The sequence below is a fragment of the Amycolatopsis sp. NPDC051903 genome, assembly GCF_044452505.1.
In the GTDB taxonomy this organism is placed as follows: Bacteria; Actinomycetota; Actinomycetes; order Mycobacteriales; family Pseudonocardiaceae; genus Amycolatopsis.
On record NZ_JBITBT010000001.1, the window covers coordinates 76,028 to 99,991 of the forward strand.

Genomic DNA, 23,964 nt, shown 5'->3' on the forward strand with positions numbered 1-23,964 from the left:
AGAGGACTTAGTGTCTGCTCTAGAGGACGTTAACACGGTCCTGGCGAACTCGAAAAGAGCTCGGCTACCGTGCGCTGAAGCAGAATGGCGAGGGGTGACGAAGGTGAGCGACGTTCCTGCGGTGCTGAACGCGGTGCGGCTTCTGGAGCGGATTGCCCGCGATTGGCCCGAACCCGTGTCGTCCGGCGTGCTGATCGAGGAGCTGGGCCTCAATCGCAGCACGGCCTACAACATCCTCGGCACGCTCCAGCGGGCCGGCTGGACGGCGACGCGCGGCGATCGCGGCGGCTGGACGCTGGGCCCGCGGCTGTTGTCGATGTCACGTGTGTCCGAGGACTGGATGACCGACATCGTGCAGCAGGAGCTCGATTCGCTGAGCCAGCGCACGGGCTTCATCGTCTTCGCCGTGCAGCGCCACGGACCCGCCGAGTACTCGGTGCTCGCGAAGGGCGACCGCGGCAAGGGGGTGCGCATCACCGTCGGCATCGGCGACACGTTCCCGTTCTCGGCGCCCGCGATCATGCGCGCCTTCTACGCGTGGGACGAACCGGCGAACGTCGAGCGCCTGGCCGAACGCTACGGGCTGGAGGGGTTCACGCCCGAGACGGTCACCACGCGCGAGCGGCTGCGCGACGAGCTCGAGGCCACCCGCAAGCGCGGGTACTCCGTGAGCGTCCGGGAGTTCGACCTCGGTCAGTCGGGTGTGGCGGCGCCGGTGTTCGACCCGCAGGGCCGGGTGTCGATGGTCGTCTGCACGCTCGCGTTCTCCTCGGAACTGAACGAATCCACTGTGGATCAACATGGATCGTTGATCCGCGAATGCGGGCTCAGGATCACAGATCGCACCGGAGGTGCGGAGAAAAACGAAGAATAGTTCCGCATTTGCGGAGCAATTCCGATCTTGCCTGGTCACACGATTCTTGACCGCCGTCGACCGGCTCGCTTAATGTGCCGCATGCGGGACTCGATGTCCTAGATAGAGGACATCCTGTCCCGTACTCCAGTCCCGATCCGGCCCAGGGCGGCCCGGAAGGAGATGGCCGTGAGCGACGTCGCCGTCAAACCCACGACCTGGACCCGTGCTCTCACCCGGACGCAGTGGCGGTCGCTCATCGCGGCCAACCTCGGCTGGCTGTTCGACGGGTTCGAGACGTACGCGCTGATCCTCACGGCAGCGGTCGTCCTGAAGCGGCTCGACCCCGGCGCCCCCGCGAGCCAGGTCGCCTTCCTCACCGGCGCGACGATCGCCGTCACGCTCCTGGGCTGGGGCTTCGGCGGCATCCTCGGTGGCGTCTTCGCGGACTACTTCGGCCGGCGCCGCGCGCTGCTCACGTCGATGGTCATGTACGCGGCGTTCACGGGCCTCACCGCGGCGTCGTGGTCGTGGACGTCGTTCCTGGTGCTGCGCTTCATCACCGGGTTCGCGCTCGGTTCGGAGTGGGGCACCGGCACGTCGCTGGTCGCCGAGACCTGGCCCGCCAACGCGCGGGCCAAGGCCGCCGGCCTCATGCAGTGCGGTCTCGGGCTGGGCTTCTTCATCGCGTCGGCTTGCTGGCTCTTCATCGCTCCGCTGGGCGCGGACTCCTGGCGGTACATGTTCCTCATCGGGGTGCTGCCGGCGCTGTTCGCGTTGTGGCTGCGCAAGTCGGTGCCCGAGTCGGAGAACTGGAAGACCGCGCACGAGCGCCGCAAGGCGCTGAAGGAACGCAAGGACAAGAACCTCACCGAGCACGAGCAGTCGTTCACGCGGCTCACGCTGCGCCAGATCATGGTCGACCCCAAGCTGCGCAAGCTGACCATCCTCGGGTCGCTCATGTCACTGGTCACCACACTCGGCTGGTGGGGCATCTCCACCTGGGTGCCCGCGTACGTCGCTTCGCAGGCCGCCCACAACGGAGAATCAGGGCAGTCGTGGGCCAGCGCGGCCGGGATGATCTACAACGCGGGCGCCATCGCCGGCTACATCGCGTTCGGCTTCATCGCCGACCGGTTCGGCCGAAAACCGGCGGTGCTGTTGTTCTTCGGCGCGTCGCTGGTGCTCACGCCCGTGCTGTTCCTGTGGACCCACAGCCTCGGTCTGATCGTGGTCGTGCTCGTGGTCAACGGGTTCTTCACGCTCGGCCAGTACACCTGGATGCCGGTGTGGCTGCCGGAGTTCTACCCGACGCACCTGCGCGCGACCGGCGCGGCGTTCGTCTTCAACGCGGCGCGCTTCATCGCGTTCCTCGGGCCCCTCACCGCCGGCGCGATCATCTCGAAGCTCGGCGGGTACGGCGTCGCCGCGACGGTCGTCGGCCTGATCTACATCCTCGGCCTCGTCGTCGCCCCGTTCTGCCCCGAAACCCGCGGTCAGCAGCTCCCCGACTGACCGCTGTTCCCTCCCCCGTGAAAGGCCCCTGAATGTCGACCGTCCGCATCAACGCGCCGACCGGCGGCGGGACCGGCTTGCGTCCGGCCACCGCGCGCATCCTGATCTTCGCCTTCCTCGGCACCCTGTTCGACGGTGCGGAGCTGAACCTCGTCGGGTACCCGCTGGCGTACCTGTCGGAGAGCCTGCACGTCAGCACCATCCAGATCGTGCAGGTCGCCACGCTGCAGGGCTTCGCGTCGATCGCGGGCGGCATCCTCGTCGGCTGGCTCGGTGACCTCTACGGCCGGCGCTGGACGTACACGGGCTCGGTGGTCGTGTTCGGCCTCGCTGCCCTGCTCGGCGGGCTCGCGCCCAACTACCTGCTGTTCCTGCTCACGCGGCTGCTCGCCGGCGTCGGCATGGGTGGCCTGTTCGGCCTGTCCTACTCGATGTTCGCGGAGGCTTGGAAGACGCGCAAGCGCGGCCTGATGGGCGGCTCGATCCAGTCGATGTACATCGTCGGGCAGATCGTGACCGAGGGCGTCATCTACTTCTGCATCGTCCAGTTCGGCACCGCGTCGGGCTGGCGCGCGGGCTACATCGTGATCGGCGTCGTGACCCTGCTGATCGGCGTGTTCTCCGCGATCATGCTGCCGGAGTCCGAGCAGTGGCGGACCTACCAGAAGGAGCTGCGCGAGGGCCGCGTGCCCGAGCACCTGCGACGCACGAAGGTCCCGATCGTCGACCTGTTCCGCAAGGGCTACGCGGGCGGCACCATCCTGTTCATGGGCATCGCGACGGCCCTGTTCCTCACCACCAACTCGATGATCTCGTACCTCTCGACGTTCCTGATCAAGGTCGAGAAGGTGCCGCTGGGCACGGCCAGCCTGATCGTGCTGCTGAACCTCATCGTCACCGCCGTCACCTACCCGCTCGCGGGCATGCTGTCCGACACGATCAAGCGCAAGTGGGCCATGTTCGTGGCCGGCGCGTTCGGCATCATCGGCTTCGCCTGGTTCCTGATCCTCGTCGTCACCCACAGCGCGAAGATCGGTCCGAACTTCTGGGTCTCGCCCACCTTCTGGGCCCTCATGATGTGCGCCGCGGCAGCCAGCGGCTTCGGCGTCCTGGGCGTCTGGATGGCCGAGTTCTTCCCGACGCGCGTCCGCTCCACCGGCTCGAACCTCAGCTACTACGCCGGCCGCGGCTTCGGCGCGGGCCTGTTCCCGCTCGTCGCCCTCTCCATCGCGGGCACCGTGCCCCTCGCACTGGCCTTCGGCATCGTCGGCCCCGTCGCGGCCGCCGTGCTGTCGCTTGCCGCCCCGGACTCGACGGGGCGGCGGATCGAAGCCATCGAGTAGCCGGCGTTCCCGAGCTTTCAGCAGTAGGTCTGTAGCCGCAGCACGGCGTTGGTGTGCTGTGGAGGCCAAATCGGCGTAGAGGGTCAGGTCCCTGGTGCGGACCTGGCCCTCTTCGTCGTTCTCCAGGCGCTTTTCGCGGTGCCAGGGCGACGCTAGGCGGGCTTGGTCGCGACCAGTTTGGCCACCGAGAAGACGCCCGCGGCCCGGGCTGCGTCGAGAGCAACCTTCCCGTCGTGGAAGAGGTCATTCCGGTCACCTTCGTAGGTGAGCCACTTTTCCCGTTCGTCCTCGGGCGTCGACCCCCAGCAGGGGCCGGACGGGAACAGGTCGATCGCTTCGCGGACGTCGAACCCGGCCGACGCGAGCATGTCCCGGTACTGCTCGACGGTGGCGTGGCCCGGAATGCAGAACCCCCGGTTCACCGGCGCCATCACCGCCTCGATCTGCTCAGGACTGAGGTGTTCGCCCCACGGCCGTTGGATCCAGTCCACGGCGGCCAGGGTCCCGCCCGGGCGCAGGACCCGGAACGCGGCGTTGAAGAACGCCTGTTTGTCCGGCAGGTGGACCACAGACTCCTGGTAGGTGATGGCCGCGAACGCGGCATCCGGCCACGCCCCGAGGGTCCGGTACTCGAGGTCGCCCACCGAGTGGAAGAAAACCTTGTCCGCCAAGCCGTGCGCCGCAGCCAGCCGCTGGGACTTCGCGGTCAGCGCGTCGTTGTTCGAGATGCCGACGAACCGAGCGCCCGTCATCTCCGCCATGCTGACCACTGCGCCGCCGACCCCGGAGCCGAAATCGAGCACCAGGTCACCGGCCGTGATCCCGGCGGCGGCAACCAGCTGGCGCTGCATGTCCAGCGCAGCCTCCTCAGAGGACAGTCCGGCCTCGTGAGCACGTTCGTCGCCGTGATGCCAGGAGTCCTGGGGCATCATCACGGAGTACGCATCGATCGCCGCGTCGTAGTAGCCACGCACAGTCTTTTCGATTCCGCTACCGTTGGTTACTGAAGTCACCTGCGCCCCTTCTGCCCCGCCGCTTTGCGCCGCCGATGCTCGCACCGACACCGGAACCACGTCCAGCCGCCAAGCGAGCTACCCACACCCCGGCGTCCGGCGAGCTCGGCGCAGCACCGCGTTGCTGCGCTCGGCACGGCGCACGCCGAGCGAGTCCGAGCGAAGGCACCTCGAACACGCCGGACTGTGACTGCAGTAGCAGGCAGGGCCCACGTGGTCGAGTCCACCTACCTCGTATTACCTGGCTGTGTCGATGCGTTGTTCAGGTGAACTCTTCGAGCCACGTGCACACTCAGACACGGCTTTTCCGGTCCGGATCCGCCCCGTCAGCCGTAGCGGTGCAGTATTCACCCGACTAATCTGTTCGACGGTTCTCTTGTCTGTCCGCCAGACGGGGTGGCCGATTGGGCCGAACGCACGAATGAACGGTGAATACTGAGCCATGGTCGGAACGAGTGTGTCGATGGCTGATTTGTCGATGTACACCCATACCAGCGGACAACTCGACCGGCTTTGCCGGGTAGTCGGTTTCGACGACGCCCAAGGCCGTCACCTGGACCTTCTCCGGGGGCTACTGGGTGCCCACGGAGAAAAGAGCATTTCAGAGCCGGCGGCATTCCCTTCGAATGTGGCGGACGACACAACCCCCGTCGAATTCTCGGTGGCATTCGATTCCACGGGCGAATGCGTGGTACGGGTCCTCGGCGAGACCGTCGGGTCGGGGACCCCGCGGGAGTTCCTCGACCGCGTGGCCGGTGAGTACGGCCTGGTCACCGACCGGCTCGACGCCGTGGCCGACCTCTTCCTGCCGCACGAGGAACGGCAGGGGCCGTTCACGCTGTGGTACTCGCTGATCTTCCGGCCGGGCCGCGAGCCGAAGATCAAGGTCTACCTGAACCCGCAGATCAGCGGCCCGAAGATGGCAGATTCGCTGGTCAGCGAAGGGTTGCGTAGGCTGAACATCGCCGACGCGTTCGACCCCATGATCGAGCACGCGCTGCGCCGCGGCGAGCGCGACAACTTCTCGTTCTTCGCCCTCGATCTCGACGACGACCCGCTCTCGCGGGTGAAGGTGTACGTGTCGCACGACGCCGCCGATTCGGCCGACGCCGAAGTCGCGGCGGAACTGGTGGCCGGTACCGACCCACTGCTGATCCGCGAATTCCTCGCCGTGCTGGGCGGCGGGAAAGGTCCGTTCGAAGGCAGGCCGCTGGTCTCGAGTTATTCTTTCGTGGAGGGCTCGGGCGCTCGGCCGGCCAACTACAGCGTCTATCTTCCCATTCGCAGCTACGTGCCCGACGACGAAGTGGCGAGCGCCCGCGCGCACGCTGTTCTCGCGCAGTACGGCTTCGACGGGACAAAGCTGGACAAAGCCCTGGCAGCGGTTTCGCAGCGACCACTGCAGGCTGGTGTCGGGTTGATCGCGCACGTCGCTCTGAGAATGGGGGAATTCGGCTCGGGAATCACCGTCTACCTGTCATCAGAGGCTTATCGGGTTCTGCCTGCTCGAAAGAGGCCGGTCCTCGGACTGGTTTCCTGACTGCGGTAGTTTTTCACCGACACCAGACAGTGGAGGAAACACCTGATGCGGACCTTCCCGCCCTATCGTGCCCAGGTTGTGTCGGAAATCCCGGTCACCACCCGCGCCGAGCGTGAGCGTGCACTCGCCGCGGCCGGCTACAACGCGTTCAACCTGCCGGCCAACATGGTCTCCATCGACCTGCTCACGGACTCGGGGACCGGCGCGGTCTCCGCGAGGCAGGAGGCCGCGGCCGCGGCCGCGGACCGCTCCTACGCGGGCTCCGAGTCGTTCTACCGCTTCCACGAGGCCCTGAGCGAGCTCACGCACTACCCGCACCTCTTGCCGGTGCACCAGGGCCGGGCGGCCGAGCGCGTGCTGTTCTCGAACGTGCTGGGGCCGGGCAAGATCTCGGTGAGCAACACCCACTTCGACACCACCCGCGCCAACGTCGAGCTGCTCGGCGCCGAGGCCCGCGACCTGCCGTGCGCGGAGTTCGGCGACCTCGACAGCCTGGAACCGTTCAAGGGCAACATCAACCTCGGCCTCCTGGAGCAGCTGCTCACGGGGCCGGACGCGGGCCGCGTCGGCATGGTGCTCGTCACGATCACCAACAACGGCGGTGGCGGCCAGCCCGTGTCGATGGCGAACCTGACCGCCGCGGCGCGGCTGGCGCGGGCGCACGGCGTCCCGATCTTCCTCGACGCAGCGCGGTTCGCGGAGAACGCGTGGCTCGTGGTGCAGCGCGAGGAGGGCTACGCGGGCAAGACGCCGCGCGAGGTGGCCGAGGAGGCGTTCGGCCTCGTCGACGGCTGTGTGGCCAGCCTCAAGAAGGACGGCATCTCGCCGATGGGTGCGTTCATCGGCCTGCGCGATCCCGAGCTCGCGCAGCGGTGCGAGGCACTGCTCATCGCCACCGAAGGGTTCCGCACCTACGGCGGTCTGGGCGCCCACGACCTCGACCGCCTCGCCCAGGGCCTGCGCGAGGTGCTCGACCCGCACTACCTCGAGGCGCGCGCGGGTGAAGCCGCGCGGCTGGCGCAGCTCGCGAACGACGCGGGCGTGGACATCGTGCAGCCGCCGGGCATCCACGCGCTCTACCTCAACGCCGGCCGCCTGCTGCCGCACCTGCCCGCGGGTCGCTTCCCGGGCCACTCGCTCGCGTGCGAGCTGTACCTGGCGGGCGGGATCCGGTGCGCGGAGCTGGGTTCGCTCTACATCGGCGAGCTCGACGAGAACAACGAACTGGTGACGCCGGCACCGTTCGAGCTCGTCCGCCTCGCGCTGCCGCGCCGGACCTATTCCCGGGGCCACTACGACTACGTCGCCGAGATCCTGGGTGACATCGCGAAGAGCCCGGAAAGCGTGCCGGGCTACCGGATCGTCGACGCCCCGAAGATCCTGCGCCACTTCAACCTGAAGATGGCACCGGTGGCCTGACCTCGTCCATCCACATCGGACAGTTTCGTGGGGAGCCGCGGCGACGCGGCTCCCCCCAGCGGACGTCACGCGGGCTGCGGGACCACCGTCATGGCGTGCTTCACCAGACGGATCAGCGCGATCTTGCTCGAGTCCCGCTGCCGCGCGTCGCACATGACGATCGGCACGCCGTCGGGCACGACCAGCGCCTCACGGATCTCGTCGGCGGTGTAGCGCGGTGCGTTGTCGAAGCAGTTCACCGCGACGATGAACGGGATCCGCCGCCGCTCGAAGAAGTCGACGGCGGCGAAGCTGGTCTCCAGGCGACGGGTGTCCACGAGCACGATGGTGCCGATCGCGCCGCGCGCGAGGTCGTCCCACATGAACCAGAAGCGCTCCTGGCCGGGGGTGCCGAACAGGTAGAGCACGTGCCGCGGCGAGATCGTGATCCGGCCGAAGTCCAGCGCGACCGTCGTGGTCTTCTTGCGCTCCACCCCGGACAGGTCGTCGATGCCGTGGCTGGCTTCGGTCAGCACCTCCTCGGTGGACAGCGGCGGAATCTCGCTGACCGAGCCGACCATGGTGGTCTTCCCGGCGCCGAAGCCGCCCGCGATGATGATCTTGACCGGGGTCGGGACCGAGTCGATCCCCTTGCCGTCAGAGCTTGATGAGGCCATCGAGAACCGCCTGGAGAGTTTCGTGGTCCGGCGCTTGCGCCGGCTGGTGGGACGGGGACCGCGTGATCACGAGACCTCTGTCGATCAGGTCCGCGCACAGCACGCGGACGACCCCGAGCGGCAGCTTCACGTACACCGCGATCTCCGCGATCGACAGCGGCCGCCGGCACAGCCGGGTGATCGCGAGGTGCTCCGGACCGAGACCCGTCGGCTCCTGGCCGGTTTGCAGGGTCATCACCTGCGTGGAAACGTCGAGCTGCGCACCTTCGGACGGGGTGCGGCCGCTGGTGATCGTGTAGGGCCGCACGAGCGGCCCCGCCGCCTCGTCGTACCAGCTGTCGTCAGTCATGCCGCCCTCCCAGGAACGAGTCCATCGACGTCGTCGATCGCCGCTTCCGCGGGAAGAACTGCGTCGGCCGGGCTCATGTGGCCTCCCGTAACACGGTTGCGGCTTCCCGCGGTGCCGACGCCAGGTAGTCGCCGACCCGCTTGACGAGCCGGTTCATCTCGTAGGCGATCATCTCGACGTCCACGTCGGCACCCGCGAGCACGGCGAGGCAGGCGCCCTGCCCGGCGGCCGAAACGAAGAGGTACCCGCCCTCCATCTCGATCATGTTCTGCAGCACGGAACCACGGTTGAACTGCCGGCTCACCCCCTTGGCGAGGCTCTGCAGGCTGGAGGCGATGGCCGACAGCTGGTCGGAGTCGTCTTTGCTCATGCCGTTCGACTTGCCGAGCAGCAACCCGTCGGCGGACAGCACGATGGCGTTCTGCGCGCCGACGACGCGGCTCACGACGTCGTCGAGGAGCCAGTTGAGATCGGGTTTGGGGTTCCCGTACTCGTTCATGCGGAGAGACCTTGACTTTCCTGTGTGGACTTTCCTGAGTGCTGTCGCGGAACTACGAATCGTCGGCGCCGCCCCGCGCGCGGCGGGTACCCTTGTGGAACGCCATCAGCGTGCGTGCCGTGGCTTCTCCGGTGCTGGCGACATCGACGTCCTGCTCGCCCGGATCGTCCTCCTGCAGCTGTGCAACGAGGTTCTGCTGGGGCTGTCGACGGGGCAGCCGGGGCCGGTCGTCGCCGCGCAACTGGCTCTGGTCGAGCTCGTGGGGCGGCTCGGCGGGCGCGGCCATCGGTGCCTGGAACGGAGCCGGCGGCTGCGGCGGTGCCTGGTGCGACTGGGCCGGCTGCGGATCCTCGGCCGGGGTGTACGCGCGAGCCGGGTACGGCCTCGGCTTGGCGTCTCGCCTCATCGGGATCTGGCCGGTGAACGAGCTGGTGGATTCCATGGGACGCGGTGAGTTCTCCTGTGCCGGGCGGGCACCCACCGGCTCAAGCACTGCCTGCTCGCGCGGGCCTTCGGACCGGAACTCGGCGTTGCCCACGGCGTCGGCCTGCTCCTCGCCGGCGAGGTGTTGGGTCGGGATCAGCACGGTAGCGCGGGTGCCGCCGTACCGCGACGGGTCGAACGTGACGGTGATGCCGAGCCGCGCCGCCAGGCGCGCGACCACGAACAGGCCGAGGCTGGAGTCGGCTCGCAGCGCCATGGCGTCGAACTCGGGCGCGTCGGCCATCATCGCGTTGGCCCAGTCGCGCACGCCGTCCTTCATGCCGAGGCCCTGGTCGGAGACGTCCACGACCACGCCGCGCGCGACCATCCGGCTGGTCACCTCCACGGGCGAGCCGGGCGGGGAGAACGACGTGGCGTTGTCCACCAGCTCGGCGATCAGGTGGATGGCGTCGGCCACGGCCGAGCCGACGATCGAGACGTCGGGTACCTGCTCCACCTGCACCCGCGAGTACTGCTCGGTCTCGGAGACGGCGGCGCGCAGCACCTCCATCAGCGACACCGGCTTGCGCCAGCGCCGGCCCGGCTGCTTGCCGCCGAGGATGATCAGGTTCTCCGTGGTGCGGCGCGCACGGGCGGCGAGGTGGTCGAGCTGGAAGAGCGACGCCAGCTGGGTGGAGTTCTCCTCCCGGCTCTCCATCTCGTCCAGGATCTGCAGCTGCCGGTGCACGAGCACCTGGTTGCGGTGCGCGATGCCGAGGAACACGTTGTGGACACCGCTGCGGGCCTTCGCCTCGCTCGCGGCCGCGTTGACGGCGGTCAGCTGCGCGACGTTGAACGCTTCGGCCACCTGGCCGATCTCGTCGAGGCCGTGGTCGAGCTGCGGGAGCTCGGCGTTCACGTCGACGGGATCGCCGTTCTTCAGCCGGTTCACGATGTTCGGCAGCCGGTTGCGCGCGAGGTCCAGCGAGTCGTTGCGCAGCCGTTCGAGGCGGGTCATCAGGGCGCGGTCGACGAGTGAACGGGAGACCCGCACCGCGACGATGATCGCGGCCAGCGACGCGAGCAGGGCCACGATGCTGCCGATGATCGCGTTGCGCAGCTGGGCGTCGCCGGACTCGATGGCGGCGGCCGACACCTGGTCGCCCTGGGCGATCGTCAGCGACGTGAGGCCGCTCGAGACTTGGCTGGTCAGGGTCTGCCAATCGGCCGCCGTGACCGGCACGGTGTCCTGGTCGTCCGGTGTCCACGGGCCGCGCTTCACCAGCGCGCTTTCCGCGTCGGTCAGCTGCTTCCACCCCGGGCTCGACACGAGGGCCTGGTACTGGTCCCGCACCGAGGGCTCGAGGAACGGCGCGACCTGGCTGACCTGCGTGCGGTAGTAACCCGTCAGCTGGGTGAACTGCACGAAGTCGTTGGGGTCGAACGTCCCGCTCGTCAACGCGCTGGACACCAGCGACGTCTCGCGCGACATCAGGTCGCTCGCGCGGAACAGCGAGGTCGCGGAGATCGCGCCCTGCACGGCCGTCGCGTCGGGCACGACGCGGGCCTGGGTGTCGAACAGCGTCGACGCCGTGTCGAGCAGGCTGTTGAAGTAGCTGTTCACCTGCTCCCGGCCGATGGTGCGGAAGTTGATCTGCGAACGCAGCACCGGCAGCTGGTCGAGCTGGCTCTTCAGCGCGGTGACCTTGTCGGCGATTTCGGCCGGCGCGCTCGAGATCGTGGACGCGAAGGCGTCCTGCATGCCCTTGAGCTTGTCGTCGGTGCTCTTCTCCTGCTGCTGCAGCTGGGTCGACCCCGCGTTGGGGCTGTCCAGGAACTGCAGTGCGTCCTGGCGCTCCTGCTGCAGTGACGACAGCGCCTGGATCGCGGGGATCGACACCTCGCGCACCGAGACGGCGACGAGACGCACGTACAGCCCGTTGATGAAGAAGTACGACGAGACCGCGGTCCACAGCACGAGCAGAGTGATGCTCGGGATGAGAACAGTCCTGGTCAGCCTTTTCCGGATGGACTTGTCGTACGCCTTGCCGGACTCATCCTTGTTCTCCACGACGATTCACGAACTCCTGAGTCACAGTCGGCAAAAGCCGGAACCCGGCCGGGGATGCGGATACGACAGTGGTACGGGGGGAGCCGCCGTCATGAATCCTCGACTCACCCTTCGTTACACCACGGAACAGATCGGTGGGTCCGTTTTTTACCACGAATGCGTCCATCGTGGTGCTCGCGATCGCGCCGTCGATCTGCCGGTCGACACCGGTTTCGGGCCGGTCACGACGCGTAGGCAACCGATTACCGGCATTTCCCGTGGTCCGGGCTGTGGCTGATTGGCGGGCGGCGCCCCGCTGGGCTGAACGAGTGAATGTGGATTCCGGAAACGGTGGTGAATCCCACTGGCCGGGTAGTCGCTGAAGTGATTTGTCGACACGTATTCACGGTGTGCGCTGATCGGTCACCCCGTGGTTCGGACCGGCTCCCCGGGCAGCCACGCCTGCATCAGCTCCGCGTACCGCGGTGAGCGGACCAGCAGCTCGGCGTGGCTGCCCAGCAGCGTTTCGCGGCCGTCGAGGAGCAGGACGGTGCGGGCGCGCATCGCGGACGACAGGCGGTGCGCGATGACGATCAGCGTGCCGCCCCGGTGGGTGAAGGCGCGTTCGGCGCGGGCTTCCGCGGCGGGGTCCACAGTGGACGTCGCTTCGTCGAGGACGACGATGCGCGCGGGGCTCGCGTAGGCGCGGGCGAGGGCGAGCAGCTGCGCTTCGCCGCCGGAGAGGCCTTCGGCTTCGTGGCCGAGCTCGCCGTCGAGGCCGCCGAGGCGGGTGAGCAGGTCCGCGGCACCGACGGCTTCCGCCGCTCGGGCGAGGTGCTCGTCCGAGGCGGCGGGGGCGAAAAGTGCCAGGTTGTCGCGAACGGTGCCGGCGAAGACGTAGGCCTGCTGGGGGATGAAGGCGATGAGGTCGTGCCGGTTCGCGGCCGCCGCGACGGGCACCCCGCCGAGCAGCACCTGGCCGGCCTGCGGGGTCAGCAAGCCCGTGAGCAGGCCGGCGAGGGTCGACTTGCCGATTCCGCTCGGGCCGACCACGGCGAGGTGGTCGCCCGGGCGCAGGTCGAGGTCGAGGTTCCGGACGACCGGTTCCGGCGCGGCGCCCCAGCGGAACGTGAGGCCGCGGACGGTGAGGTCGGCGTTGCGCGGCGTCGCGGTCGCGCGGGGTGGCTGCGGCACCTCCGCGGTTTCGGCCAGCCGGCGCAGGGCGACGAGCAGGCGCAGCACGACCGTCCCGGCGGTGGCCGCGAGGCCGCGCAGCGCGGGTTGCATGGTGGTGGCCAGATAGACGAGGGCGCCGAGCGCCGCGCCGGCCGTCAGTTCGCCGTTCGCGACCAGGCGCGGCGCGAGGACCAGCGACAGCACGAGCGGCAGGAACGCGCCGAGCGAGATCACCAGCGAACGGGCGGCGTTCGAGTGCGCGACCCGCACGGCGGCCTTCGCCTGTTCGTCGACGGCGTCGTAGACCGCCAGTGCCGCAACGGGTTCCGCGCCCGACGCCACCACGTCCCGCATCCCGCCGAGGACCGCACCGGTCGTCTCGGCGGTGCGTTCGTCGGCGAGCACGGCCGCGCGCTGGCGGCGGGCGAGCGACGGGAGCAGGCACGCGAACGCGACGACCGACAGCGCCACCGGCACTGCCACCGGAACCACCAGCCGGCTCGCGACGGTGACGAGCCCGGCGATCGCCGCGGCCGTCGTCACCACCATCGCGCGGGCCTGCACGAGCAGGCCCGCCGTCGCGTCGCGGACGACCTCGACGTGCTGCGTGATGCGCGCGACGCCGCTCGCGTCCGGCGCGTTGCGCGGCGGGTTCGGGTCGTGCAGCACGCCGCGGACGACGGCCGTGACCAGTGCGTCGCGCAGCGGCTCGACGACCTTGCCCAGCTGGTGCCACACGAGCCGCGAGCCGAACGCGCCGGCCAGGGCGGCGGCGCCGAACAGCGCGAGGTACGCGAGGCCGGTTTTCGGCTGCCCGGCGGCGAACCCGCGGTCGACGGCCAGCTCGACGAGCCGTCCGGAGAAGAACGCGGGCGCGCCCTCGAGCGCCGAGCAGGCCAGCAGGACGAGCCCGCCGCGCCACTGGCGCACGAGCGTCGTGCGGTAGAGGCGGCCCACGCTCACGCCGGCTCCTCCGTGAAAACGGCACGGTAGTCGGGGTTTTGCCACAGCCGGTGGTGCGGCGCGACGGCCCGCACACGACCGTTCTCCAGCCACACCACGGCATCGGCCCGGGCGGCCAGCGCGGCGCGGTGCGTGACGACCACCCGGGTTTTCGTGCGGATGTCGGCGAGGACGGCCTGTTCGGTGACCGTGTCGAGGCTCGCGGTGGCGTCGTCGAGCAGCAGCACGCGGGGGTTGTGCACGATGGCCCGCGCGAGCCCGAGGCGCGCCGCTTCGCCGCCCGACAACGGCGTTTCGGCCAGCGGTGTGCGGTAGCCGTGGGGCAGGCGCGTGATGACGTCGTGGATCCGCGCGGTGCGGCACGCGGCGCGGACGGCGGTGTCGCCGGCCCAGCTGCCGTAACCCACCGCGTCGGCCACCGTGGTGCCCAGCAGGTTCGGCTTCGCGAACGCGTAGCCGACGACCGCGCGCAGTTCTTCAGGACGCAGGTCGCTGAGGTTGCGACCGTCCAATGTGGCCTCACCGCTGTCCGGTGTGGTGAGTCCGCCGAGCAGGGTGACCACAGTGGACTTCCCGGAGCCGGACCGGCCCACCACGGCGGTGAACGTGCCGCCGGGGATGGTGAGGCTGACGTCGTGGAGGTGTTTCGTGGCCGCGCGGTGGAGGGTGAGGGTGCCGTTTCCCCGGTGCAGACCGAGCTTGCCCCGGGAGCGGGTGGGCTCGTCGAGCACCTCCGCGACTCGGCGGGCACACGAGCGCGCGCGGGAAACCGTGGTGAGCAACGGGATCTGCGTGACGAGCCCCATCCCGAGCGCCACGTACCCCAGCACCGCCACGACGTCCCCGACCGTCAACCGGTGCGCGGCGACGCCGAACCCCGCGGCCGTCAGCGCGGCCAGCTCCACGGCCGGCAGCAGCAGCGCGGCCCGCCAGACCATTTTGGCCTGCGTGCGCCACATCCCGCGCCCGGCGAGGCTCAGGCGCGGCAGCGGTTTGAGCACGCGGTGGGCTTCCTGCTCGGCGGTGCCGGACGCCGCGATGGTCTTCAGCCCCGCGACCGCGTCGAGCAGCCGCGCCGCCAGCTCGCCGGACACGCGCTGGTAGGCCAGGACGTCGTCGGCGGTGTTCTTGAGGTGCGACCGCGCCAGCAGCAGCGCGACGGGGAGGCTGCCGAGGAACACCAGCGCCGACCGCCAGTCCAGCACGGCGAGGAGCCCGACCGCGCCGAGCGAGATCACGGCCGCCGACGCGAGCTGCACCACCACCGGCACGATCGACCCCGCCCCCACGGCGTCCCCGGCCATCCGGCTGACGGCGTCCCCCGCGTCGAACGGCGAGTGCGTGCCCTGCGCGAGGAGGCGGTCCGTCAGGCGACGGCGCAGCCACGCGCTCGCCTGGCTGGTCACGCGCACCACCACGACCCCGCCGACGACGTCCGCCGCGATCTCCGCCGCGCCGACGGTCAGCAGCCACCCGACCGCACGCCCGGCCCCGCGCCCGCTCACCACCGCGTCGGCCGCCTCGGCGAGCGCTCCGGGCAACAGCAAACTCGCGCCCGTCGCCACCAGCGCGATCACGACCAGCGCCACCAACCGCCACGGATCCCTCGTCGCGACGTCGACCAGCAGCCGATCCCCGGCTTCCTCCGGCGGCGGCTGGTTTGCCTCTCGCTGTGGCAAGTCGGGTTGGGGTGTGGCAACGTGCCGCTTGGGGCTCACGCTTGCGATTCGCTGTCGCCGCTTGCCGCGTCGATTTGCCGATGGTTGTGGCAAGTCGGCCTGAGGATTGGCAACGTGCCGGTCAGGGCGTGTGCTTGCGGTTCGCGGCCAGCCGGTTACCCCACCGCGTGCCATCGGTTGTGGCAAGTTGACCTCGACATTGGCAGCTTGCCATTCAGGCGGAGCGCTTGCCGCCCGCGGCCGTTCCTTGCCAGCCTGGCATGCCGTCGGCTGTGGCAATCCGCCCGAAGCAGAGGCACCTTGCCCCGAACCCCCACCCCGTGCCACCGGCTCGCCCGGGCGGTGGTCGGAAGGTGCGACGTACCCCGGCATCTCACTCCCCGCTCGATCGGTCCCACCGCGCCCGCCGAACGGGCAGAATGGGCACGCGGGAGCGGCGCACTTGGCCTGCGCCGCTCCCGCGCCTCACGTCAGAAAGCCCGTCAGTGGCAGGTCAGCAGGCTGAGGGTGCTGTGCGCGCACGAGGCGAGCAGGCTCAGATTGCTCGGTGCGCAGTGGTCGTGACCGCCGCCGTGGCCGTCGAGGGCTTCGGGGGCTTCCAGGGCCTGCAGGTCGAGAACCAGTTCCATGGTGATCCCTTCTCTGTTCTTCCCACCGGCACTCAGCGGCCGGAGGTGTGGGGGGACGGTGTGGCGCCCAGGAACGGCAGGACTTCCGCACCGTCCAGCAGGGCCGACAGCGCGAGCAGCACGCCCGCGCTCCCGGTGCTGACGTCGGTCGACAGGCGCAGCAGCTGGTTGCCCGGAAAGGCCAGGCCGCCGCGGTAGGGGACGGCGTGCCACGAAAGCCGCGCCAGGTGGAGGTCCACGGCGGACCGCACGCGGTCGGACGGAGCCTCGCCGAAGGACAGCGCCGCCATCAGGCCCGAGCGCCCGTGCAACAGGCCCGGCTGGATCACGAACTCGCCGCGGCACGCCTCGCGCAGCGCCGGCAAGCTCGCGCACGCCGGGGCGCCCGGTGAGTGCCGCGCGAGCTGCTCGGCCACCACCAGGATCCCGGCGCTGCCGATGCCCGCGTACGGCAGCGTCCGCCGCTCGCCGTCGCGGACCTGGAGGGAGCCGTCGTCCGCGGTGACGCATTCTTCGAGGTCGCGGCTCAGCGCCTGGTCCGCGAACGACAGCCACGCGGGCTCACCGGTCCGCTCGTACAGCCGCACGAACAGCAGCGCCGGCCCCGACCAGCCGCTCAGGAGCCCCGCCCGCGCGAACTTCCCGGGCGGCGCCGCCGTCTCCAGCGTTTCCGCGAGCCGGACGGCGGTGGTCAGCGCCTGCCGGCCGAACTCGTTGTCGCCGCGGGTCGTCGCGAAGTGCAGCTGCGTCAGCGCGATGCCGGCGAGTCCGCCCCCCAGTGCGTGGTCCGTCGTCTGCTCCACCAGCGCCCGCGACGCGGCCAGCAGCGAGCTCGCCGCGTCGTGGTGGCCGAAGTTCTCCAGCACGTACGCGATGCCGTGGCTGCCGTCGAAGAACCCCGGCCGAGCGGGCGGCTCGCGGCGCACGTGGTCGAGCAGCCACTGCTCGTGCTCCGGGAACCGGCCGGCCCCGGCGACGGACAGCGCGTGCAGCACCCCCGCCGCGCCGAAGCCGAAGCACGCGCCGCCCACGCGGAACTGCTCGATGTCCCCGGGGAACAACCGGTCCGTTCGCTGCGGGGTCGAAGCCGACAGCACCGCTTCCGCGATCTGCGCGCGCACCACCGACCAGTCGGGCCGTTCCTCGTCGAGCTCCGTCCGCGTCACGGCGACCCCGGCCACCCCCAGCACCCGCACCAGGTCGTTCGCGTAGCCGTCGGGCAGTCCGAACCGCCGCTGCGCGAACTCCGCCGCCCCGCGCAGCTTCGCCGGTGCCAGCTCCAGCAGTGTCGCCAGCGGCAGGAACAGCCACAGCCGCAGCATCGCCAGCGCGTAGCGGTCGATGTCGAACCCGTGCCGGTCGGCCGGCGCGCGGAACCCGGGCGCGCCCAACGCCGGCCGATCGCCCGAAACGACGTCGAACGCCATTTCGAAGTCGATCAGCGACACCGTGTCGTCGTCGGCCACCAGCACGTTCAGCGCGTGCAGGTCACCGAACACGATCCCGCGCCGGTGCAGGTCCCCGACGATGCGCTCCACCTGCGCGAGCACCCCCAGTGCCCGGTCGCGGTAGGCCAGCAGGTCGGCGTCGGTGCTGTCGCGGCGCGTGAGCGGGTAGTGCAGCGCGAGCCAGTTGCCCAGCGACGTCCCCGGCATCCGCTGCATCGACAGGTAGTGGTGCTCCCACACGGTGAAGCGCTCGTACACGTCCGGAACGCCCGGAACGTCCGCCAGCCGCTCGAGCACCTCGTGTTCGCGCCGCAGCCGCTCGACCGCGTCCACCAGCGCCCGGTCGAGCCCGGCGTGCGGCCGCGCCTCCTTGAGCACCACGGTCTCGCCGCGCACCTTGTGCTCGGCCAGGTACACCCCGCCGCCGTTGGAGAAGTGCAGGGAGCTCGTGACGCGGTACGGGAACTGCCCCGGATCGCCGCCTTTGCGCGCCGCCAGGCTCGTGTCCAGGCACGCCGGAATCTTCACCCAATCGGGTACCGAGAAAACGGGCTCCCGCCGATCGGGAACGGGTGTACCGTCGGGTTTGCGGATCGCGAGCACCCGCGTGCCGTCGTGTTCCACCCATTGTTCGGCGAATCCGCCATAACGAACGTACAGCGGTCCGGAACCGTAGCGGAGGTCGCTCAAAACGTAAGCTCCGTGCTCGCCCTCCAGCCGCGAAGAAAGATCATCAAGAACCCGTTCGAGTTCCAGGGTGTCCGCCGGATAAATGGTGACGAGCTTGCCGCTTCCGTCGCGTGGTGCGTATTTCGAATTCCGCGCCAGCAGGATCGCCCGCGACCGCAGGTGCTTGAACGCCACGCGGTGGTCCACGCAGTACTCGTGCACCGCCGCCAGCACGCGGTCCGCATTGTCCATTCCGGCCGAAACGTGCACCTTCCAGCCCTGTTCCGGCAGCTCAGAGCCGTCCGGGTGCACCACGCGCCAGATCCCGCGCGTCCGGACCGTCCACATCGGTCCCGGCGCCGGCAGGTCCGCGGCGAGGTCGTCGGCGGCCGTTCCGCTCATCCGTTGTTCGTCGAAGAACAATGGATCGGCGAAGCAGAACGCTTCATACCGGACGTCCATGAAACCGATCCCTCCGCGTGCTCCCCGAATCCGTGCTCCGGAAACGCTGACGAGGAATATTCCCGCACGCCGGAGGTGCACCGGCCAATCCGCCAACCCGGGGGTTCGGCTGGGCTGATCAGGGTAGACACCACGGGCCACGAGTCCGGATTCCGGGAACCCTGAGTGATTCCCGACCACTCGGTCGTGGTGTAACGCTCGGCGCGTTCACGGTCGTCGCAGGTCGGTTGAAGAACGGCACAACTGTACCCCGGAATTGGCAGAATGCCATCAACGGATTCCGGTGAGCGGTTTTCCGGCCGCCCCGAGCTGGGGGAGTGCTCCGTCCACACGCGACACGACGGTGGTGTCCCGGGCCACGTCCGCGCACCTCGGGCAGCGGGCCCGGAATGGCCTCCGGGTACGTTGGGCCCGGCGCGGCAGAAGGAGGAACGGTGATTCTCGGGTTCGCGGTGGCGGTAGCGGGTTGCGCGCTGCTCGTCGCGGTGTGGAGCTTCGTGCAGTCCGCACGCAACAAGCTCCCCGACACCCCGCTGCTCGTCGCGCTCGCCGTGGTGGAGCTGCTGCTCGTGGCCCAGCTGGTGGTCGGCGTCGTGCTGCTGGTCAGCGGCGAACGGCCGGGCAGCCTCGCCACGTTCCTGGCCTACCTGATCGGCTGCCTCGTCGTGCTGCCGATCGGCGCGGTGTGGGCGCTGGCCGAGCGGAGCCGCTCGAGCACGGTCGTGCTCGGCATCGCCTGCCTGGCCATCCCGGTGATGGTGCTGCGACTGAACGAGGTGTGGAGTGGAGCGAGCGCGTAATACGGCCACGGGCCCCGGCCGGGTGCTGGTCGCGGTGTACGCGATCTTCGCGCTGGCCGCGACGTCGCGGGCCGTCGTGCAGATCCTCACGAAGTACCACGAAGCGCCGCTGGCCTACGTGCTCTCGGCCCTCGCCGGCGTGATCTACCTCGTCGCCACGGTCGCGCTCGCCATCGGCGGAGAACGCTGGTGGCGCGTCGCGCTCGTCGCGTGCAGCGTGGAGCTCCTCGGTGTGCTCACCATCGGCACGCTGAGCATCTTCGACCGCCGGGCCTTCCCCGACGCGACGGTGTGGTCGGTCTACGGCCAGGGCTACTACTTCATCCCGGCGGTGCTGCCGCTCATCGGGCTGTACTGGCTCTGGCGCACGGCGCCGAAGCGCGTATCGGCCTGACCACCGGCGCAACCACGGCGCGGAACTGCACGCGGTCCTGCGGAAACGGGGAACCCCGGCTGGTTCTGGTCGGTGACGGGACGGTGACGCACCCGCGGCGGGAAGGGTCCCGGACCTCCGGCGGTTGTGCAAGGGAGAAGCCGTCGCCAGAGCGGAACGAGGAGACCATGTCCCAGGCAGTCCCGAAGATCCCCGGCCCCGACCACCCGATCACCGTCGAGGTCAACCCGTCGCGCGTGGTCGTGAAGCTCGGCGACGCGGTCATCGCCGACACCACCCGCGCCCAGGTCCTGCGCGAGTCCACGTACCCGGCCGTGCAGTACATCCCGCGCGAGGACGTCGACTTCACCGCGCTCGCGCGCACCGAGCACCAGACGTACTGCCCGTACAAGGGCGACGCGTCCTACTACTCCCTCACCGCGGCCGGCTCCGACGGCGACAACGCGGTGTGGACGTACGAGGAGCCGTACGACGCCGTGTCCCCGATCAAGGATCACCTCGCGTTCTACCCGAACCGGGTGTCGATCGAGGAGCTCTCGGCCTGACGTGAACGGGCCGGGCACGCCCGCGAAGGCGTGCCCGGCCCGCGAAAAGTGCGCCCGAGCAGTGGGCCGGACGCTTCCGGCCCGCGGACTCAGCGCGTCACGGTCAGCTGCGCCGAACCCGTCACGCCACCACTGGTCACCGAGATGGTGGCCGTGCCGGCGCGCCGGGCCGTGATCTTGCCCGTCTTCGCGTCGACCGTGGCCACCTTCGGGTCACTCGACGACCAGACGTGCGAGGCCGGATCGGCGATCGGCATCGTCGCGGCCGGCAGGTTGTCCCCGCCGACCTCGGCCCCGGTGGCCGTGGCGGCACCGGACGAACCGGCCCGCAGGGCGGGCACCGTCACCGTGATCGAGGACAGCACGGGCTCCACCGAGAACTGCACGTCACCGCGGGCGGTGTGCAGCAGCACGAAGTGGTAGATGCCGCCTTCGTCCGAAGGCGCGTACGCCGGCATGCCGAGGTCCGCGATCGTCAGCTGCGGGATGCCGCCGGCGGCCGGGGTGCTCGGGTTGCCCAGCGGGTCGATGACCTGGTCGGCGAACCCGCGCGCGTGGCCGTACAGCATCACCACGTGCTTGTCCGGGTGCGTCTGCTGGTAGCGCTGCACCAGCCGCACGTACATGCGCGCTTCCCACCGGTCGCTGAACTGGCTGTTGGCCACCGGGTGCGGGTCGTACGCCGGCATGTGCGTGGTCACCAGCACGGTCGGCGACGTGGTGTCCGTCAGCTGCTTGACCAGCCACGGGTACTGCGGTTCGGCGGGCACCTGGAAGGCGTCCGACGACTGCAGGCTGCCGTGCGCGTTGTCGGTCACGATCACCTGTGCGTCCCCGGCCCGGTACGCGTAGTGCGTGGCGCCGAAGACCTGGGCGAAGTTGCCGTTCTCCGGCAGCGAGCCCTGGCTGATCTCGTGGTTGCCGACCACGTCGTGGTACGGCAGCCCGAGTGCGGCGATCTTCGACTGCGCGTACTGCAGGTCGGCGGGCTGGCCGTCGTCCGACATGTCGCCCAGCGTCTGCACCAGCGACGGCTGCGCCTGCGAAGGCAGCTGCGGCAGCCGGGTCTTGATCGTGTCCAGCACGTTGGCCGACGCCGAACCCGGGTCGCTCGCCACGAGGTGCGCGTCGTCGCCCAGCAGCATCGTGGAGCCCGAACGCGAGAAATCCGCCGCGTTCTCGGAGAACTTCAGCCACGACGGGTTCTGCGGGATTGCCTGGTACGGCGGCGTCACCGGCGGACGCGGCGAGTACAGCGCCTGCAGACCGCTCACGTTCAGCGTGCCCGACGTCGTCTGGCTCGGGTTGATCGTGAGGAAGTCGACGAAGCTGATCCGCAGCGGGAAGTTCAGCCCCGGCGGCAGCGTCGCGATCGCCAGGCGCCAGTCCTGCCACGTCACCGTGGTCGGGTACAGCGTGGTGGTCGCGCCGTCGATGCCGATGTACGACTCGGCCAGCTGGATGCCGGTGCCGTCGCCCTTCACCCACACCCCGATGCCGGTCGGGTTCTGGCCGTCGGCGTTGGCGCCCGCGGTGATCGTCGACTTCGGCGACAGCACGAGCTGCTTCACGCCGGAGCCCGCGGGCATCGTGTACGTCAGCTGCGTCGACGCGGCGGCGGCCGAACCCGGCGGGACCACGCCCGGCGCGGCGACCATCGTGGCCGGCTGGCCCGTGGTGTTGCGCAGGTTCCAGGCCGCCGGGTCGCTGAAGTCGTTGAGCTCCTGCGAAACGCTGCCGATGGCCACGGTCGCGGTCGCCGTGGTGCCGCCGACCTTCGCCGTCACCTTCACCAGGCCGGAGCCGGTCGCGGCGGCCGTGAAGACACCGGACCCGTCGACGCTGCCCAGCGTAGGGTCGCTCACCGACCAGGTCGCGGCGGCCGCGGGGATGGTGACCGCGGTGCCCGTCGACGTCGAGCCCGAGAGCGTGAACGTCTGTGTCCCGCCGTTGTTCAGGTCCGGATCGGTCGGCGAGACCTGCAGCGAACCCAGCCGGTCGACCACGCGCAGCGGCTGCACGGAGACGGCGATGCCCGCGCGGGCGATCAGCACCCCGACGCCGGCGCGGCCCGCCGTGAACCGGCCGTCGTGCCACGAACCGAGTGTGGACGGCACGACCTGCACCGAAGCCTGCTCACGCGCCGGGTTGCCCAGCGAGTCGAGGCCGTACGCGGGGACCGGGACGGTCGCACCGGGCACGGTGTCCACCCCCTGGCCGCCGTTGAGCACCGCGGAGCGCGCGAGACCCGGGGCCTGCTCCGTGGAGTAGAGGAACAGACCGTTCGCGACGGGCCGCTCGTGGCCGTCCGACGGGCTGTTCATCACCGAAACGGCCGGGTCACCGGGCTTGCGGGCGACCATCTCGGTCGAGCCGCCGCCGTCGAAGAGCACGGCGTTGTACGCGCCGTGGGCCACCATGTAGCCCGCGACCTGCGCCGGGCTCACGCCCACGGCCGTGCTCGCGCCGAGGCGGCCGTCGAGCGTGGCGATGATCGTGTGCTTGCCGTCCTTGCTCACGCCGACGACGGTCTCGGGGTTGACGCCGCCGGGCGGGTTGCCGGTCGGGTCGGTGTAGACCGCGCCGTCCTTGACCAGCATGGTCGAACCGGACAGGAGCTGCTTGAGGCCACCGGTGTCGGTCGTGACGGCCACCGAGTCACCGACGTGGACGGTGCCCGAGAGCCACGTGGCGCCCGCGCCGCCGCCGAGCAGGCCGAGCCGGCCCTTCGGCAGGGCGGGCGCCGCGGTGACGCCGGTCTGCACGGAGTCGACGACGAGCGTGCCGGGCGTCGTCTCGTGGCCCAGCACGAGCGTGCCGGCGGGCAGGCCGGTCGCACCGCCGAGATCCGGGGTCAGTTCGGTGATGCCGCCGCTCGCGACGTCGTTGACAACGTTGACAGAAGTCAGGTTCGTGCTGGCGGTGCCATCGGTGATCGACCCCTTGAACGACTGCGGGCCCAGCACCATCGTGCCGTCGGCGCGGACGCCGAGCTGCGCGTTGAAGTTCGGGCGCGGGCTCTTGAGGAGCTTCCCGTTGGTGATGACGCCGCCGAGCGGGCGGCCGCTCGCGTTGATCTCGAAGAAGTCGCCGTTGACCCCCGCGACCGCGTGGGTGCGCCCGGCCATCGAGCTGACCGTCTCGTCGGCCGGGTTGGTGATCACGTCACCGGCCTCGACCACGCCGAGCCGCACGTTCGGGTCAGCCAGGTTCACGTCCAGCACCTGCGTGTGCTGGCGGCCGCCGACGGTGTCGTAGGTCTCGGAGTACTGCGTGACGCCGCGCGTCACGGTGGTCGGCGGCGTTTTCGTCTGGTCGACGACGAGACTCCAGTTGGCGGGGGTGGCCGGCAGCCACGGCTTGGGCGCGGCCGTCGCTTCCGCCGTGCCGGTGGCGCCGACGGCGACCACGCTTCCCGCGAGCAACGCGGCCACGACCGCGCTGCCTCTTCGGCTCCTGGTCAAGACAACTCCTCGTTCCGGTGCACAGGGGCGTGCCCGCCCAGCTCAGCACCGCTGCGTGACAACGAAATGTCCCCA

The 23,964-nt window shown here is 70.0% G+C and carries 18 protein-coding genes; 8 read left to right on the forward strand and 10 right to left on the reverse strand.

The window, feature by feature from the left end; genetic code table 11:
* Positions 1-103: 103 nt before the first annotated feature.
* The 3 genes from ACIA77_RS00445 to ACIA77_RS00455 all read left to right on the forward strand — a co-directional run bounded on the left by ACIA77_RS00445 (position 104) and on the right by ACIA77_RS00455 (position 3,711).
* A complete protein-coding gene (locus ACIA77_RS00445; RefSeq protein WP_395883608.1) occupies positions 104-874 on the forward strand; it encodes an IclR family transcriptional regulator in 771 nt (256 codons plus the stop codon).
* A 168-nt stretch (positions 875-1,042) separates the two neighbouring features.
* Positions 1,043-2,368, forward strand: coding sequence for an MFS transporter (locus tag ACIA77_RS00450; RefSeq protein ID WP_395883609.1), 1,326 nt, complete (start codon positions 1,043-1,045; stop codon positions 2,366-2,368).
* A 32-nt stretch (positions 2,369-2,400) separates the two neighbouring features.
* A complete protein-coding gene (locus tag ACIA77_RS00455) occupies positions 2,401-3,711 on the forward strand; it encodes an MFS transporter (RefSeq protein WP_395883610.1) in 1,311 nt (436 codons plus the stop codon).
* A 152-nt stretch (positions 3,712-3,863) separates the two neighbouring features.
* On the opposite strand, the gene ACIA77_RS00460 is transcribed toward ACIA77_RS00455, so the two are convergent.
* Complete coding sequence (locus ACIA77_RS00460) at positions 3,864-4,784, reverse strand: SAM-dependent methyltransferase (protein WP_395883611.1); 921 nt, start codon at positions 4,782-4,784, stop codon at positions 3,864-3,866.
* A 403-nt stretch (positions 4,785-5,187) separates the two neighbouring features.
* On the opposite strand from ACIA77_RS00460, the gene ACIA77_RS00465 reads away from it, so the two are divergent.
* Both ACIA77_RS00465 and ACIA77_RS00470 read left to right on the forward strand, forming a co-directional pair.
* Positions 5,188-6,264 carry a tryptophan dimethylallyltransferase family protein gene (locus ACIA77_RS00465; RefSeq protein ID WP_395883612.1) on the forward strand — a complete coding sequence of 359 codons (1,077 nt, stop codon included), beginning with the start codon at positions 5,188-5,190 and terminating at the stop codon, positions 6,262-6,264.
* A gap of 45 nt (positions 6,265-6,309) precedes the next feature.
* The gene (locus ACIA77_RS00470) at positions 6,310-7,683 is read left to right on the forward strand and encodes a tryptophanase (RefSeq protein WP_395883613.1); all 1,374 of its coding nucleotides are present in this window, start codon (positions 6,310-6,312) and stop codon (positions 7,681-7,683) included.
* A 65-nt stretch (positions 7,684-7,748) separates the two neighbouring features.
* On the opposite strand, the gene ACIA77_RS00475 is transcribed toward ACIA77_RS00470, so the two are convergent.
* From ACIA77_RS00475 to lanKC, 8 genes are all read right to left on the reverse strand, one after another.
* Entirely contained in the window at positions 7,749-8,339 is a 591-nt protein-coding gene (locus ACIA77_RS00475; protein ID WP_395883614.1) for a GTP-binding protein, read from the reverse strand.
* The gene (locus tag ACIA77_RS00480) at positions 8,320-8,688 is read right to left on the reverse strand and encodes a DUF742 domain-containing protein (protein WP_395883615.1); all 369 of its coding nucleotides are present in this window, start codon (positions 8,686-8,688) and stop codon (positions 8,320-8,322) included. Before ACIA77_RS00480 ends, ACIA77_RS00475 begins: the two co-directional genes overlap by 20 nt.
* A gap of 73 nt (positions 8,689-8,761) precedes the next feature.
* Positions 8,762-9,187, reverse strand: a complete 426-nt coding sequence (locus ACIA77_RS00485; RefSeq protein WP_395883616.1) for a roadblock/LC7 domain-containing protein — start codon at positions 9,185-9,187, stop codon at positions 8,762-8,764.
* A gap of 52 nt (positions 9,188-9,239) precedes the next feature.
* A complete protein-coding gene (locus ACIA77_RS00490; protein ID WP_395883617.1) occupies positions 9,240-11,681 on the reverse strand; it encodes a nitrate- and nitrite sensing domain-containing protein in 2,442 nt (813 codons plus the stop codon).
* A gap of 402 nt (positions 11,682-12,083) precedes the next feature.
* The gene (locus ACIA77_RS00495; protein WP_395883618.1) at positions 12,084-13,799 is read right to left on the reverse strand and encodes an ATP-binding cassette domain-containing protein; all 1,716 of its coding nucleotides are present in this window, start codon (positions 13,797-13,799) and stop codon (positions 12,084-12,086) included.
* Positions 13,796-15,478: an ABC transporter ATP-binding protein gene (locus tag ACIA77_RS00500; RefSeq protein WP_395883619.1), complete on the reverse strand. Its 1,683-nt coding sequence runs from the start codon at positions 15,476-15,478 to the stop codon at positions 13,796-13,798. Before ACIA77_RS00500 ends, ACIA77_RS00495 begins: the two co-directional genes overlap by 4 nt.
* A gap of 482 nt (positions 15,479-15,960) precedes the next feature.
* On the reverse strand, positions 15,961-16,107 hold the full coding sequence (locus ACIA77_RS00505) for a SapB/AmfS family lanthipeptide (RefSeq protein WP_395883620.1): 147 nt from the start codon (positions 16,105-16,107) through the stop codon (positions 15,961-15,963).
* Between the two features lie 32 nt (positions 16,108-16,139).
* Positions 16,140-18,686 carry a class III lanthionine synthetase LanKC gene (gene lanKC / locus ACIA77_RS00510; protein WP_395883621.1) on the reverse strand — a complete coding sequence of 849 codons (2,547 nt, stop codon included), beginning with the start codon at positions 18,684-18,686 and terminating at the stop codon, positions 16,140-16,142.
* A 434-nt stretch (positions 18,687-19,120) separates the two neighbouring features.
* On the opposite strand from lanKC, the gene ACIA77_RS00515 reads away from it, so the two are divergent.
* From ACIA77_RS00515 to ACIA77_RS00525, 3 genes are all read left to right on the forward strand, one after another.
* Positions 19,121-19,486: a hypothetical protein gene (locus tag ACIA77_RS00515; protein ID WP_395883622.1), complete on the forward strand. Its 366-nt coding sequence runs from the start codon at positions 19,121-19,123 to the stop codon at positions 19,484-19,486.
* 22 nt (positions 19,487-19,508) lie between these two features.
* Complete coding sequence (locus tag ACIA77_RS00520) at positions 19,509-19,880, forward strand: hypothetical protein (protein ID WP_395884299.1); 372 nt, start codon at positions 19,509-19,511, stop codon at positions 19,878-19,880.
* A gap of 167 nt (positions 19,881-20,047) precedes the next feature.
* Positions 20,048-20,425: a DUF427 domain-containing protein gene (locus tag ACIA77_RS00525; RefSeq protein WP_395883623.1), complete on the forward strand. Its 378-nt coding sequence runs from the start codon at positions 20,048-20,050 to the stop codon at positions 20,423-20,425.
* Positions 20,426-20,514: 89 nt separating this feature from the next.
* Here the strand turns inward: ACIA77_RS00525 and ACIA77_RS00530 are convergent, their stop codons facing one another.
* On the reverse strand, positions 20,515-23,889 hold the full coding sequence (locus tag ACIA77_RS00530) for a phosphodiester glycosidase family protein (RefSeq protein ID WP_395883624.1): 3,375 nt from the start codon (positions 23,887-23,889) through the stop codon (positions 20,515-20,517).
* Between the last annotated feature and the right edge of the window lie 75 nt (positions 23,890-23,964).